Origin of the sequence: Streptomyces sp. HNM0574 (assembly GCF_012726235.1) — a bacterium.
GTDB lineage: Bacteria > Actinomycetota > Actinomycetes > Streptomycetales > Streptomycetaceae > Streptomyces.
Map to the genome: position 1 here is coordinate 82,938 of NZ_JAASAH010000020.1, position 13,963 is coordinate 96,900.

The 13,963-nt window shown below is 72.7% G+C and carries 10 protein-coding genes; 3 read left to right on the forward strand and 7 right to left on the reverse strand.

Annotation, left to right across the window (positions count from 1 at the left end):
• Nucleotides 1-18 precede the first annotated feature (18 nt).
• Complete coding sequence (locus tag HCC30_RS25760) at nt 19-597, forward strand: hypothetical protein (protein ID WP_169445181.1); 579 nt, start codon at nt 19-21, stop codon at nt 595-597.
• A gap of 277 nt (nt 598-874) precedes the next feature.
• Here the strand turns inward: HCC30_RS25760 and HCC30_RS25765 are convergent, their stop codons facing one another.
• The 5 genes from HCC30_RS25765 to HCC30_RS25785 all read right to left on the reverse strand — a co-directional run bounded on the left by HCC30_RS25765 (nt 875) and on the right by HCC30_RS25785 (nt 6,254).
• Entirely contained in the window at nt 875-1,546 is a 672-nt protein-coding gene (locus HCC30_RS25765; RefSeq protein ID WP_169445182.1) for an ATP-binding cassette domain-containing protein, read from the reverse strand.
• Nucleotides 1,539-2,618 carry an ABC transporter ATP-binding protein gene (locus tag HCC30_RS25770; protein ID WP_169445212.1) on the reverse strand — a complete coding sequence of 360 codons (1,080 nt, stop codon included), beginning with the start codon at nt 2,616-2,618 and terminating at the stop codon, nt 1,539-1,541. Before HCC30_RS25770 ends, HCC30_RS25765 begins: the two co-directional genes overlap by 8 nt.
• A 23-nt stretch (nt 2,619-2,641) precedes the next feature.
• Nucleotides 2,642-3,454 carry an ABC transporter permease gene (locus HCC30_RS25775; protein ID WP_206324332.1) on the reverse strand — a complete coding sequence of 271 codons (813 nt, stop codon included), beginning with the start codon at nt 3,452-3,454 and terminating at the stop codon, nt 2,642-2,644.
• 137 nt (nt 3,455-3,591) lie between these two features.
• The gene (locus tag HCC30_RS25780) at nt 3,592-4,584 is read right to left on the reverse strand and encodes an ABC transporter permease (RefSeq protein ID WP_169445213.1); all 993 of its coding nucleotides are present in this window, start codon (nt 4,582-4,584) and stop codon (nt 3,592-3,594) included.
• Nucleotides 4,585-4,658: 74 nt separating this feature from the next.
• Complete coding sequence (locus HCC30_RS25785; protein WP_169445184.1) at nt 4,659-6,254, reverse strand: ABC transporter substrate-binding protein; 1,596 nt, start codon at nt 6,252-6,254, stop codon at nt 4,659-4,661.
• Between the two features lie 309 nt (nt 6,255-6,563).
• Between HCC30_RS25785 and HCC30_RS25790 the strand changes: the two genes are divergently transcribed.
• Nucleotides 6,564-7,439, forward strand: a complete 876-nt coding sequence (locus HCC30_RS25790; RefSeq protein ID WP_169445185.1) for an SAM-dependent methyltransferase — start codon at nt 6,564-6,566, stop codon at nt 7,437-7,439.
• On the forward strand, nt 7,436-9,631 hold the full coding sequence (locus HCC30_RS25795) for an EAL domain-containing protein (protein ID WP_169445186.1): 2,196 nt from the start codon (nt 7,436-7,438) through the stop codon (nt 9,629-9,631). Before HCC30_RS25790 ends, HCC30_RS25795 begins: the two co-directional genes overlap by 4 nt.
• Nucleotides 9,632-9,675: 44 nt before the next feature.
• Here the strand turns inward: HCC30_RS25795 and HCC30_RS25800 are convergent, their stop codons facing one another.
• Together HCC30_RS25800 and HCC30_RS25805 are read right to left on the reverse strand one after the other, a co-directional pair.
• The gene (locus HCC30_RS25800) at nt 9,676-10,614 is read right to left on the reverse strand and encodes an alpha/beta fold hydrolase (protein ID WP_169445187.1); all 939 of its coding nucleotides are present in this window, start codon (nt 10,612-10,614) and stop codon (nt 9,676-9,678) included.
• A gap of 100 nt (nt 10,615-10,714) precedes the next feature.
• Nucleotides 10,715-13,888, reverse strand: a complete 3,174-nt coding sequence (locus HCC30_RS25805) for a glycoside hydrolase family 2 TIM barrel-domain containing protein (protein ID WP_169445188.1) — start codon at nt 13,886-13,888, stop codon at nt 10,715-10,717.
• Nucleotides 13,889-13,963 lie beyond the last annotated feature (75 nt).

Here is a 13,963-nt window from a genome sequence, read left to right on the forward strand (position 1 = left end):
GCCCCGCTGGAGGCACCGATGCGTCAGCTTCGCCTGCTCATCGACATCGACGGAGTCCTCATTCCCTTCCCCGATCCGGACGGTTCCGCTCCGGCAGGCCACGTCCACCACCACGTCGTCCCGTCCGGACGGGACCCGTCCGCGCCCGTCCCGATCTGGCTCCACCCCGCCCACGGCCCCATGCTCCGCGCGGTAACGCAGACCAGCAGGCTCGCCCCACGCTGGTGCACCAGCTGGCGGCACGACGCGAGCCGACACATCGCGCCCCTCCTCGGCCTGCCGCCCTGGCCCCACCTGAACCTCCCCCGACCGCAGATCAACACCAGCCACCCCAACGGCTACCTGTGGAAACGCGACTTCGTCGACGCCTGGCTCGACGACGCACCCGCCATCTGGATCGATGACGACTTCACCGCCCTCGACCGCGCCTGGGCCACCCAACGCACCGCCCACGGCCGACCGACCCTCCTCGTCCAGCCCGACCCGCACATCGGACTGCTGCCCAAACACCTCACATCCGTGGAGCGTTGGGCTTCCGGGTTCGACCGGACGCAGGCAAGGTCCACCCGGAAACCCCGTGAGTACCCCGTCCGTTGAGCCCGGGCCGAGGAATCCCATACCACGGCTGCTCGCAGCACGGACCGATGACGGGAATCACTGGGTGACCGGCCTGTGCATGCTCTACTGCCGACGCGACCACACACGCGTGCTGTGGCTCGGCCCCATCCACGCCCCGGACTCCATCGGCAACCTGTACGGCTGCGGCCAGTGCATCGCGGAACTTCACCACATGGTCCACGAACAGCTGCGCCGGAAGGATCTCGGATCGCTGCCTGACCGGGGATCCAGACCGCACCTGTTCTGACAGGCCGGGTCAGCCCGCCGCGGCACCCGCCAGCTCCCCCTGCTCCACCGTCCGGTCGCACCAGCGTCCCAGGAGGGTGCGGTCGTGGCCGACGGTGAGGAGGGCGGCGCCGGTCTCGGTGCGGTAGGTCTCGACGACGGTGACGAGGGCGGCGGTGGTGGAGGCGTCGAGCATGGCGGTCATCTCGTCGCAGATCAGCAAGCGGGGGCGGAGCACCAGGGCGCGGGCGAGGCAGGCGCGTTGCAGCTGGCCGTCGCTGACCTCGTGCGGGCGCCGGGTGAGCAGGTCGCCGCCGAGGCCGACGGACTCGGCCAGTTCGCCGACGCGCCCCGGCACCTCGGCCGCCGGGCTGCCGGTGGCGCGCAGCGGCTCGGCGATCAGGTCGGCGAGCTGGAGCCTGGGGTCGGCGGCCCCGCGCGGCTGCTGGAAGACGACGCCGACCCGGGTGCGCTGGGCCCGGGGCGCCCGGTGCCGCCAGCCGCGTACGGGCTCGCCGCCGAGGCGGACGCTGCCCGCGTACGGGCGGTGCAGCAGGGCGGCGACCCGGGCGAGGGTGGACTTGCCGCAGCCGCTGGGGCCCAGCAGCCCGACGGACTCGCCCTCGGCGACGTGCAGGCTCACCCCGCGCAGCACGGGGGCGCGGCGGTCGTATCCGGCGGTGATCTCGTGGAGTTCAAGCATGGGTGGCGTCCGCCGCGTTCTCGGGGACCAGGAGGTCCCCGTCCGGTTCGGTGGTCAGCGGGTGGTGGCAGGCCGTGCCGCCGGTGAGGGGCGGGAGGACGGCGCAGCGCTCGTCGGCGTGCGCGCAGCGCGGGGCGAAGGCGCAGCCCTCGGGCAGCGCGCCGAGCTCGGGCGGCATGCCGGGGACGGGCGTGAAGGCGCGCTCCGGGAGGGCGTCGAGCAGCCCGCGGGCGTAGGGGTGCCGGGGGCCCGGGGAGCCGAAGAAGCCCCGCGCGTCGGCGAGTTCGACGATCCGGCCCGCGTACATCACGGCGACCCGGTCGGCGACGCGTTCGGCGGCGGCCAGGTCGTGGGTGATGATCAGCAGGCCGTGGCCCGCCTCGGTGTGCCGGCGGAGCTCGTCGACGGTGCGGGAGACCAGGTCGCGGTCGAGGCCCGTGGTGGGCTCGTCGGCCAGCAGCACCGGCGCCTCGCCGACCAGCGCGAGGGCGGTGGCCGCGCGCTGGGCCAGGCCGCCGGACAACTGGTGCGGGTAGGCGTCGAGATGGTCCTCGGGGAACGCGGCCCGCGCGGCCGCCTCCCGCGCGGCGTCCGCCAGCCCGGCGCGCGGGGTGCCGGTCAGTTCGGCGACGGTCTCCTCCAGCTGCGCGCGCACCGTCCGCACCGGGGTGAGGTGCGCGGCGGGGCTCTGCGGTACGAGGCCGACGCGGCGGCCGCGTACGCCCCGGGCGAGGGTGGTCTCGTCGGCGGTGATGAGGTCGAGCCCGTCGCCGAGGACGGCGCTGCCGCTGGTGTACGCGTTGCCGGGCAGCAGCCCGAGCAGGGCCGAGGCGAGGACGGACTTGCCGCAGCCGCTCTCGCCGACCAGCGCCAGGCACTCGCCGGGCGCCAGGTCGAAGGAGACCCCGGTGACGGCGGCGATCTCGGCGAACCGCCCCGGGCGCGGGCCCCGGAACCGGCGGCCGCCCGGCGGCCGTTCCCGGGTGCGGAAGCGGACGTTCAGCTCGCGCACGGACAGCAGCGGGGCGGTGGCGGACTCCGCGGGCCGCTCCTCCGTGACGCCCGCGGCCACGGGATCGTGCGTTCCGGTGGGGGTCACAGGGTCAGCTCCGATCGGCGGCGCGGGTTGATGCGCTCGCGCCAGACGCCCGCGAGCCCGGCGACGGCGAGAGTCGGGACGATGATGAACAGGCCGGGGAAGAGCGTGGGCCACCAGTCACCGGCGAGGAGCGTGCCGCGCGCGTCCTGGATCATGTTGCCGAGGCTGGCCCGGTGGGTGGGCAGGCCGAGGCCGAGGAAGGACAGCGCGGTCTCGTGCCAGATCGCGTGCGGCACCATCAGCACGGCCGCGAGCCCGGCCTGCGGCAGCACCCCGGGCAGCAGGTGCCGCGTGAGCACCCGGCGCCGCGAGGCACCGCCGGAGACGGCCGCGTCGATGTACGGGCGCGAGCGCAGCGAGAGCACCTCGGCCCGCACGATCCGCGCCGTGGACAGCCAGTGGGTCAGGCCCACGGAGATCACCACGGGCCAGACGCCGGGGCGGAACATGGCGACGATGAAGATCCCGAGCAGCAGGTGCGGCACCGAGGAGAAGACGTCCACGACGCGCATCACCAGCCGGTCCGTACGGCCGCCGGCCGCGCCCGCTGCGGCGCCGACGGCGGTGCCGATGACGCTCGCCACCAGCGCGGCCACCACGCCGACGAGCAGCGAGACGCGCAGCCCGTAGATGCTGCGCAGCAGCACGTCCCGGCCGTTGTCGTCGGTGCCGAACAGGTGCGCCCCGGACGGGGGTTGGAGCTTCGCCGCGAGGTCGACGGCCTGCTCGTCGAGCGGGATGAGCGGCGGGACGAGCAGCACGGTGAGCACCGTCAGGGCGACCAGCGCCACCGAGGTCCGCGTCCGCAGCGCCCGGTAGGAGCGGGTACCCCGGGCTGCCCCGCGCACGCGGCGGAGCCGCTCGGCGCCGTCCGGGGCACGGTCCTGCTCCGGCTGCTCGGCGCGGGGCCGCTCGGCGACGGTGGTGTGCGGCGGGTTCGTCGGGGTCACAGCTCCTCCAGTGCGACGCGCGGGTCCGCCAGCCCGTACAGCAGGTCGGAGAGCAGGTTGCCCAGGAGCACGGCGACGGTGGCGAGCGCCGTCAGTGCCGCGAGCAGCGAGAAGTCGGCGGCGGTGGCGGCCTCGACGGTGGCGGAGGCGATGCCGGGCCAGCTGAAGACGGTCTCGATGAGCAGCACGCCGGTGATGAGTTCGGGCACCCGGGAGCCGACGAGGGTGAGCACCGGCAGCAGCCCTGAGCGCAGCGCGTGCCCGAGCAGGACGGTGCGCTCGCGCAGGCCGCGGGCGCGGGCCCCGCGTACCGGGTCCTCGTCGAGCGCGTCGCCGACGCCCTGGCGCACGTACAGCAGGAACCAGGGGAGCTGGGTGAGCGCGAGCACGCTCGCCGGGAGGATCAGGTGGGTGGCCAGGGCTCCGGCGGTGACGACCTCGCTGTCGGTGCCGGTGAGGCCGCCCGCGGGCAGCACGCCGAGCTTGAGCGCGAACAGCCAGACGGCGAGCAGGCCGATCCAGAACGGGGGCGCGGCCTCCAGGGTGTACGCGGCCGAGGTGACGCAGCGGTCGAGGAGGCCGCCCCTGCGGCGGGCGGCGGCGACGCCGAGCGCGGTGCCGAGCAGGACGGCGAGCGCGAACCCGGCGGCGCACAACAGCACGGACCAGCCGAGGCGTTCACCGATGACCTGCGCGACGGGCTGGCGCAGCGCGGTGGAGTCGCCGAGGTCGCCGCCGAGCGCGGCGGTGAGCCAGCGCCACCAGCGGACGGGGAACGGGTCGTCGGCGCCGAGGTTGTGGCGCAGCTGGTCGAGCGTCTCCTGCGAGGCGTTGAGCCCGGCCGTGCCCGCGTACTGCTGCACCGGGTCGAACGGGGACGCGGCGGCGAGCGCGAACACCCCGAGGGTGACGGCCAGCAGGACGGGCACGGAGGCGAGCAGCCGCCGCCCGGCGAGGCGGGCGGCGGGCAGCGCCAGGGGCCGGCGCACCCCGGGCGCGGACGGGCGCCCGGGCGCGGGGTCCGGCGCGGTGGCCGGCCCGCGCCCGGGGGCGTGCTGCGATGTCACTTCTTGCGCTGCCAGTCCTCGACGTTCCACCAGGGCCCGGCGCCGATGCCGTGGTCGTGCGGCTCGACCTGGGTGGTGAGCTTCTGCCAGCCGTCGTTGATCACGTAGACGTGGTCGATGTGCGTGAGGAAGGTGTAGCCCGGGTCCTTGGCGAGCTCCTTCTGCACGGTGTCGTACGCCGTGCGGCGCTCGTCCTCGTCGCGGGTGCGGCGGCCCTCGTCGAGGGCCTCGTCCACGGCCTTGTTGTCGTACTGGGCCATGTTGTTCCAGCCCTCACCGGACTGCGAGGAGTGCAGCGCCGGGTACAGGTCGAAGTCCGGGTCGGCGGGGAAGCCGTTCCCGGCGAGCATCGCGTCCTTGTCGAGGCGGGGCTGGATCACCTCGCGGCTGCCGGCCTGCACCTTGACGTCGATGCCGGCCTTCTTGGCGTCCGAGGCGTAGGCGAGGGCGTGGTCCTGGCGGAGCTTGTCGCCGGAGAAGTACCAGAGGGTGAACTCGGCGCGCTCGCCGTCCTTTTCGCGGATGCCGTCGCTGCCGGGCTTCCAGCCGGCGTCGTCCAGGATCTTCTTGGCCTCGTCCAGGTCGCGCTTCCGCTCGGTGCCCTTGGCGAACCACTCGCTGTCGGTGGAGACCGGGCCGTAGGCGGGCCGGCCGGCGCCGTTGAGGATGGACTTGACCATGGCCTCGCGGTCGACGGCGAGGTCGAGCGCGCGGCGGACGGCCTTGTCGCCGGTGACCTTGTTGCCGCTGGGCAGGGTCACGGCGCGGTAGTCGGCGGTGGTGGCCTCCAGCGTGCGCTTGCCGGAGTCGTCCTTGAAGGTCTTGGCGAGGTTCGGCGGCAGGATGGCGCCGTCGAGGTCGCCGGAGCGCAGCCGGGTGGCGCGCACGTCGTCGTCCTCGATGACGGCGACGGTGAACTTCTTCACCTCGGGGGCGCCGCCCCAGTAGTGCGGGTTGGCCTTGAAGCTGAGCTTCTCGCCCTTGCGCCAGCCGGTGAGGATGTACGGGCCCGTACCGACCGGCTTGGTGTTGTACGCACCGGAGTTGACGTCCTGGCCGCTCGCCGCCTTCTCGGAGGCGATGGGCAGCACGGTGCGCTCGGCGAAGGGTGCGTAGGGGTACTTGAGGGTGAAGACGACGGTGTCGTCGCCCTCGGCCTTCACGCTTTCGAGAGCGTCGAGTTCACCCTTCGAGGGGTTGTTGGTCTTCTTGTCGAGGATGGTCTCGTAGGTGAAGACGACGTCCTTCGCGGTGAACGGTGTGCCGTCGCTGAACTTCACCCCGTCCCGCAGCTGGAACGTGTACTTCTTGCCGTTGTCGGCGACCTCGGGAAGCTTCGTGGCGAGCGCGGGCTTCAGATTCATCTCGGCGTCGTGGGTGAGCAGCCCGTCGAATATCTTCGAGTTGCCCTCCTTGCCGTACCCGAGCATCGGGCTGAGGGTTTCCGGCTCCTGGGCGACTCCGACGGTCAGGGAGTCCTCCCCGCCGCCCGCACCCTCGCCGCCACTGGGTGCCGAGCAGGCCGTCGCGCCGGCCAGCAGCGCCGACACCGCGCCTGCAACGGCGGCAGTCCGCATCGTACGGGCGGTCATCCGTTTCACACTCCCGGTGAAAATCAAACGTTATTGCAAATGCCTCGCAATTAAACAACACAGGGGTGGAGTGCCGTCCACCCCGCCCGCCGAAGAGGTTCCCGGGAACCTTCCTGGTTCGCCCGTCGTCAAGTACCCACGCGTACACGGCTGGTGAGCACCGGGGCGCTTTGCCCGGAAACTCCCTTATGGGGATGACAGGATCCGGCCGCGGACTTCTCGTTTTCTTCCAACGGCCGTGTCAAGGTCAGTAGCCTCATCTTCCGACGGGAAGCCGCCGGAGCTTGATACGACCTGGAGACCCCATCGATGGAACGTCCCGCCTGGGCCCCGCAGGGCATCGACCTGAACGTGCCGAGCGTGTCGCGTATGTACGACTACTACCTGGGCGGGTCGCACAACTTCGAGGTCGACCGGGAGGCCGGACGGCAGGCGGTCGCGGCGCAGCCCGCGCTGCCGAAGATCATGCAGGCGAACCGCGCGTTCATGCGCCGGGCCATCGGCTTCGCGCTCTCGGAAGGCGTCACGCAGTTCCTCGACATCGGCTCCGGCATTCCCTCCTTCGGCAATGTGCACGAGGTCGCGCAGCGCCTCGAACCCACCGCGCGCGTGGTGTACGTGGACCACGACCCGGTGGCGGTGGCGCACAGCCGCGCGGTGCTGGAGGGCAACGAGCGGGCGGGTATCGTTTCGGCCGATTTCCGTTCCCCGCAGGACATCCTGCACAGCCCGGAGACCCGCCAGTTGCTGGATTTCGACAAGCCCGTGGCACTGATGCTGCTCGCGCTGCTGCACTTCGTCGAGGACAAGGACGGTCCGGAGAAGTCGGTGGCCGACCTCGGTTCGGCACTTGCCCCCGGCAGTCTCCTGGCGATCACGCACGCCACCGAGGGCGAGGGCTACGGAACGGCCGGGGTACGGGACGTCTACCGGCGGGCCAGCGCCCCGCTGACGATCCGTCGCCGGAAGGAAATCGCCGGATTCTTCGGGGAGTTCGAGCCCGTGGCGCCCGGCCTGGTACCCCTCCCCCACTGGCGGCCCGACGGGCCACCGGGGCAGGAGGAACCGGCGCTGCTCAGCGGGCTCGCGGGCGTGGGCCGCAAGCCGGCCGAGGGCGGGGAAGCGGACGGCCCCGAAGGTCCGGACACGGCGAAGACGACGGTCAAGGTGGGTAGTACCGGGTGAGTACCACGGTGAACGAGCCCGACGGGCTCGAGGACGACGGCCTCCGTCGGTTCGCGACGATCTGGAGCCGCGCGGTCTACCCGGCGACGCAGACCTCCATGACCCGCGCCGAGTTCGAGGAGTACCTCTACCCGCTGGCGCGCAAGCTCCGCGAGGCCCTGTTCGCGCAGCCCTTCTCCCCGCTCGTCGGGCAGCGGGTGGGCGAGGCCCTCGTCGCGGGGCACTGCACCAGCCCGGACGCGCTGCCGCACATCCTCGGCGTCGTCGAGTCGTACCTGGTGCTGTACGGCACCGCCGACGAGGGCGGCGCCCGGGCCGAGCTGCCCCGGCCCGCACTGGCGACGGACGAGGCGCGGGCGCGCTGCTCCCGGCTCCAGCACGCGATCGCGGCGGGCTTCTCGCGCTCGCTGCGGGAGCGGACGCTCGCGGAGCAAGAGGCCCTGTCCCGGGCCGCGTTGGCCGCGCAGACGGCCGTCGAGGAGGCGCTGCACGCGAGCGAGACGCGGTTCCGCGCGGTGTTCAAGGACGCGACGCTCGGCATCGGCATCGCCGACATGAACGGCCGCATCATGGACGCCAACGGCGCGATGGCGCGGATGTTCGGCCGTACCGAGGAGGACATGCGGCGGCGGAACATGAGCGAGTGGCTGCATCCGGACGAGGCCCCCGAGGCCGCGCGGATGCACCGTCAGCTCGTCCGCGGGGAACGCGAGCACTTCCGGGTGGAGAAGCCGTACCAGCGGCCCGACGGCACGGTGCTGTGGACCAACCTCACGGTCTCGCTGCTGCGGGACGCGGAGGGCGAACCGCGGTACCAGCTGGCCCTGATGGAGGACGTCACCGAGCGCCGCCTCCTCCACCTCCGCCTGCGGTATGAGGCGACGCACGACGAGCTGACCGGGCTGCCCAACCGCACGCTCTTCGCGGAGCGGCTGGAGCGCATCCTCTCCTCGAACAGCGGGGTGCGCCGCTTCGGGCTGTGCTACCTGGACATAGACGGTTTCAAGGCGGTCAACGACAGCCTGGGGCACGCCGTGGGCGACCAGTTGCTGGTCTCGGTCGCCGAGCGGCTCCAGTCCTGCGCGACCGGCCCCGGCCATCTCGTCGCCCGCATCGGCGGGGACGAGTTCGCCGCGCTGATCACCGACCCGGGCCCGGACGACGTGACGGAGCTGGCCCGGCAGGCGCTGGCCGCGCTGGCCACCCCGATCGCGCTGGACGGGCGGGACCTGTCGGTGCGGGCCAGCATCGGCATCGTCGAGGGCGAGAGCGGCGAGCTGCGGCCCGAGGACGTGATGCGCAGCGCGGACATCACGATGTACCGGGCGAAGGACTCCGGCGGGAACCGCTACGAGCTGGCCGACCCGGACTCGGACGCGCAGGCCATAGACCGGCACAGCCTCACCAACCACCTGCCGGCCGCGCTGGAGCGGAGCGAGTTCTTCCTGGAGTACCAGCCGCTGATCCGGATGGACGACGGCACCGTCGCCGGGGCCGAGGCGCTGGTGCGCTGGGAGCACCCGGTGCACGGCAGGCTCGGCCCGGACCGTTTCATCCCGCTGGCCGAACACACCGGTCTGATCGTGCCGTTGGGCCGCTGGGTGCTGGAACAGGCCGTCCGCCAGGCCGTGATGTGGAACGAGCAGGGCGCCGGGGGCGCGGCGCGGGACGGGCACCCGATGCGGGTCAACGTCAACCTCTCGCCGCGCCAGCTGCACAACCCCGATCTGGTCCCGGACACGATCGCCGTGCTGGAGGCCGCGGGCGTCCCGCCGGGCACCCTGTGTCTGGAGGTCACCGAGAGCGCGCTGATAGGAGCGGACGAGGACGAGCTGAAGCCGCTGCGCCAACTCGCCGAGATGGGCGTGGACATCGCCCTGGACGACTTCGGCACCGGCTACTCGAACCTCGCCAACCTGCGGCGGCTGCCCGCGACGACGCTGAAGCTCGACCGCTCCTTCACCCAGGGCCTCCAGCGGCACCCGGCCGACCCGGCGGACGTGACCTTCGTCGGCGGCATCGTCTCGCTGGCGCACGCGCTGGGGCTGAACGTCACCGTCGAGGGCGTGGAGACGGAGCACCAGGCGGCGCAGTTGCGGGAGCTGGGCTGCGACACGGCGCAGGGCTGGCACTACGCGCGTCCGGCCTCGGCGCGGGAGTTCGTCCGCGACTGGGTTCCCGCCCCGCTGTGACGGCGGCGCCGGGGCGGTGACCGCCGCCCCGGCCAACCTGCCGGTCAGACGCGGTCGTTCAGCCACTGGAGGAGGTCCGTGTGGACCTCCTCCCGGTTGGTCTCGTTGAGGATCTCGTGCCGCGCCCCGGAGTACGCGCGCCAGCCGAGGTCGCGCAGGCCCAGGTAGCGGAAGTCCTCCAGGAGTTCGTAGACCAGGGTCATCCCCTGGTTGCAGGGGTCCTCGTCGCCGACGGCGAGGTGCACCGGCAGGTCGCGCGGGATGCGGTCGAGCTGCTCGGGGTCGTTGACCTTGCGGCTGCCGCGTACCCAGTCCAGGGCGAGGCCCGCGCTGAAGGGGAAGCCGCAGGCCTCGTCGGCGACGTAGGCGTCGACCTCGTCCTCGTCCCGGGAGAGCCATTCGTACCCGGTGCGGTGGGCGTAGGGGTTGTTGAAGGCGCCGAAGAGTTCGGGCACGAAGGTGGAGGGGGCGTTTCTGCCGCCCTTCGCGATGTCCTTCTCCAGCCGCTGGATCCAGCTCTCGGCCTCGCAGCCGGGCAGTGAGCGGAAGGTGCCGCTGAGGATCAGCCCGGACAGCTCGCCGCCGAACTCCTGGGCGACGTCGCGGGCGAGCTGCGCGCCCATGCTGTGCCCGAGGAAGAGGTACGGGGTGCCGGGCGGCAGCTCCTCCCGCACCCGGGCGCCGACCGTGCGCAGGTCCTCGACGGTGCTGCGCCAGCCCTCCTCGCCGACGGCGCCCAGGCCGCCGGTGTGCGGGGCGGTGCGGCCGTGGCCGCGGTGGTCGGAGGCGACCACCGCGTACCCGTACCGGTTGAGGAAGCGGGCGAACCTGCCGTAGCGCGCGGCGTGTTCGGCGGCACCGTGGGCGATCTGCACGAGGCCGCGCGGGACGGCGCCCGCGCCCTCCGCGTCGTCGGGCAGCCAGGTGAACGTGGCCACCTCGGTGCCGTCCGCCGCTGTCGTGAAGTCCTGCCGAACGCCCACGGTGCTCCCATCTGTCCGATTCCGTCGCCGTCCGATGCCGTCCGCACGCTTCGGACGGCGCCGGATCACGCCGTCGTGCCCGTACCCGGAGCGCGGCCGGTCAGACCGCCCGCAAGCGGTAACCGTAGCTGTAGGTACGGTCCGCGTGAAGGAGGTATTCCTCCAGCGGAGGCGCTCCCCAGGAGTCGTTGCCGCCGACCCCGGTCTGCCGGTGGTTCACTCCGAGGACGGTCTCCCGACGCGGCGTCAGCTCGTGCGGGTGCTTCGGGCCGTCGAGATCGGACGGCGCGTAGTGCAGGGCGCTGAGTTCCAGCAGCTCCCCGTCCGCGCGCACGCGCAGCCCGGCGCCGTCCTTGCCGGTGAGCGTCGCCCAGCGGGTGCCGGTGACGTTCCCGCACTGCTGGGGCCGGACGTACGGGTGGAACTGCTCGGTAACGGTGCTGCGGTAGCGGCCGACGAGCGCGCCCGTCCTGCGGTCCGCGTAGTTCTCGTGCGGGCCGCGGCCGAACCACTCGAAGGTCTCCCGCCCGGCGGGCAGGGTGACCAGGGCGCCGACGACGGGGATGTCGGGCAGCCCCTTGCCGGGCTCCAGGGTGTGCCGTACCCGCACCTCCCCGTCGCCGCGCACGGTGAAGACGGTGGTCCAGGTGGAGGCGGCGGGCTCGGTCGGGAGGGCGCAGACGACGCGGACGGCGACGGCGGAGGGGCCCTCGGGGGTGACGGTCACCTCCTCGACGGTGCGCCGGGCGCCCGCTTCCTTCCAGGTGGCGGACTTCTTCTCGAAGCCGCGCCCGAGGTCGTTGTCCAGCGGTCCGCGCCAGAAGTTCGGCTCGGGCCCGGTGGTGAGGAGCGCGGTCCCGCCGTGCCGGAAGGCGGAGAGGGTGCCGGTGCGCTTGTCGAGGGTGAGGGCGAAGTCCCGTCCGGTGACGGTGACTTCGCGTGCGGTCTCCTCGAACTCGACGGGCGGCGGCGCCTTCGCGTCCCGCTCGGCGGGCGCGGGCCGCTCCCACTCGGCCGCGCGCACCTGCCCGGTGGCGACCTCGTGCCCGGCCTCGGCCCAGCGGGTGTCCTCGCGGAGCACGAGCGCCAGGTTCAGCCAGTACTCGGCCCCGGGTTCCGGCTCGGCGGGGCGCCGCGCGAGGAGGTCCACGGTGACGGTCTCGCCGGGCCCGGCCTCGGGCGCCGGTGTCGTACCGTGCTGCACGCGGGTGCCGTCGCGGGTGAGTTCCCAGCGCAGCTCGTACGCGCCGAGCCCGGTGAACAGCTGCTTGTTGGTGACGGCGACCCGGGCCGGGCCGCCGCCCTCGGCGGGCGCGAAGGTCATCCGCTGGTAGACGTGCTTGACCTCCCAGATCTCCGGCTCGGGACGGCGGTCGGCGGTGACGATGCCGTTGCAGGAGAAGTTGCCGTCGGTGGGGTAGCCCTGCTTCCAGTCGCCGCCGTAGGAGAGGTAGGTGCGGGAGGGGTCGCCGGGGACGGGCAACCGGATGCTCTGGTCGACGAAGTCCCAGATAAAGCCGCCGTGCAGGTTCGGGTACCGCTCGAACAGGTCCCAGTACTCGCGCAGGTTGCCGACGCTGTTGCCCATCGCGTGCGCGTACTCGCACAGCAGGAACGGCTTCTCGTCGCCGGACTTCCCGTACTCCTCGACCTCGGCCGGCCGGGCGTACATCCGGGACTCGACGTCGGCGACCTCGTTCATGCCCTCGTAGTGCACCGGGCGGGACGGGTCCCGCTGGTGCGTCCAGTCGGCCATGGCGCGGAAGGTGCCGCCCTTTCCGGCCTCGTTGCCGAGCGACCAGATGAGGACGCTGGGGTGGTTCTTGTCGCGTTCGACCATGCTGCGCATCCGGTCGACGCAGGCGTCGGTCCACTCGGGGAGGGAGCCGGGGAGGACATCGCGGACGCCGTGCGTCTCCAGGTTGGCCTCGTCGACGACGTACAGGCCGTACTCGTCGCAGAGTTCCAGCCAGCGCGGGGAGTTGGGGTAGTGCGAGGTGCGGACGGCGTTGATGTTGAAGCGTTTCATCAGCCGCACGTCGCGCAGCATCGTCTCCTCGGGCACGGCCTGCCCGTGGTCCGGGTCGAACTCGTGCCGGTTGGCGCCGCACAGGACGAGCGGCCTGCCGTTGATCTCCAGCCGGCCCGGGCCGAAGGTGATCTCCCGGAAGCCGAACCGGACGCGCTGCACCTCGCGCGCGGCGCTCCTCCCGCCGGGTCCCTCGCTGGTGAGGACGAGGGTGTAGAGGGCCGGCTGCTCGGCCGACCACCGGTCCGGCGCGCGCACCGTGGCGGCCAGTTCCAGCTCGGCCGTCCCGTGCGCGGGCGGGCGGACGGCGCCGCTCAACCGGCCCTCGGTGGCGACGCGTTCGCCGTCGGCGTCGTACAGCTCGGCGGTGACGGTGTACGCGCCCGCGGCCTCGCCCGTGCGGTTGCGCAGCCGGGTGGCGAGGGTGAGGCGGGCGTCGGCGCCGTCGAAGGCGGTGCGGACCTCGACGTCGTCCAGGTGCACGCGGGGCACGGAGTAGAGGTACACCTCGCGGAAGATCCCGGACACGTCGATCATGTCCTGGTCCTCCAGCCAGCTGCCGTCGGACCAGCGGAACACCTCGACGGCGAGGGTGTTGGTGCCCGCGCGCAGCAGCGGCCCGATGTCGAACTCGGCCGGGGTGAAGCTGTCTTCGCTGTATCCGGCCTTCCGGCCGTTGACCCAGACGAAGAAGGCGGACTTCACACCCTGGAAGGAGAGCAGGGTGCTGCGCCCGTCCCAGCCGTCCGGCACCTCGAAGGTGCGGCGGTAGGAGCCGACCGGGTTGAAGGACTTCGGGACGTGCGGCGGCGCCGGCTTCTCGTAGCCGGTCCAGGGGTAGTCGACGTTGAGGTAGATCGGCTCGCGGTAGCCGTGCAGCTCCCAGTTGGCCGGCACCGGGATGCGGTCCCAGCCGCTGTCGTCGTAGCCGGGCTCGTGGAAGCCCGTCGGCCGCTTGTCCGGGTTCTCGGACCAGCGGAAGCGCCAATCGCCGTTCAGGGACAGGTAGTAGGGGGACTCGGCGCGGGGCGCGCCGCGCAGCGCCGCTTCCGCGTCACGGTGCGGGACGAGGGCCGTACGCGCGGGCTCCCGGTTGACCGCGAAGGTGCGCGGGTCGGCATCCCACTCCGTGTTCGCCCCGGTGGCGGCGAAGGCCGCCTTCTGTGAGCTGAAGGCGGCCCAGCCCGCGAGGGCGCCGCCGCTCACCGCCAGAAAACTCCGTCGTGCCAACGACTCAGCGTTCATACCCCAGAAGACACCACAGAACGACACGCCAATCAACGCTTTCGCACACCGCCGGTCGTGCCGTACGCGCTGCGC

What these genes read in the sequence shown, in the direction of transcription:
- HCC30_RS25790 (WP_169445185.1), top strand. Translation starts at nt 6,564, where the DNA reads ATGGAACGTCCCGCCTGGGCCCCGCAGGGCATCGACCTGAACGTGCCG.
- HCC30_RS25805 (WP_169445188.1), bottom strand. Translation starts at nt 13,888, where the DNA reads ATGAACGCTGAGTCGTTGGCACGACGGAGTTTTCTGGCGGTGAGCGGC.
- HCC30_RS25785 (WP_169445184.1), bottom strand. Translation starts at nt 6,254, where the DNA reads ATGACCGCCCGTACGATGCGGACTGCCGCCGTTGCAGGCGCGGTGTCG.
- HCC30_RS25760 (WP_169445181.1), top strand. Translation starts at nt 19, where the DNA reads ATGCGTCAGCTTCGCCTGCTCATCGACATCGACGGAGTCCTCATTCCC.
- HCC30_RS25765 (WP_169445182.1), bottom strand. Translation starts at nt 1,546, where the DNA reads ATGCTTGAACTCCACGAGATCACCGCCGGATACGACCGCCGCGCCCCC.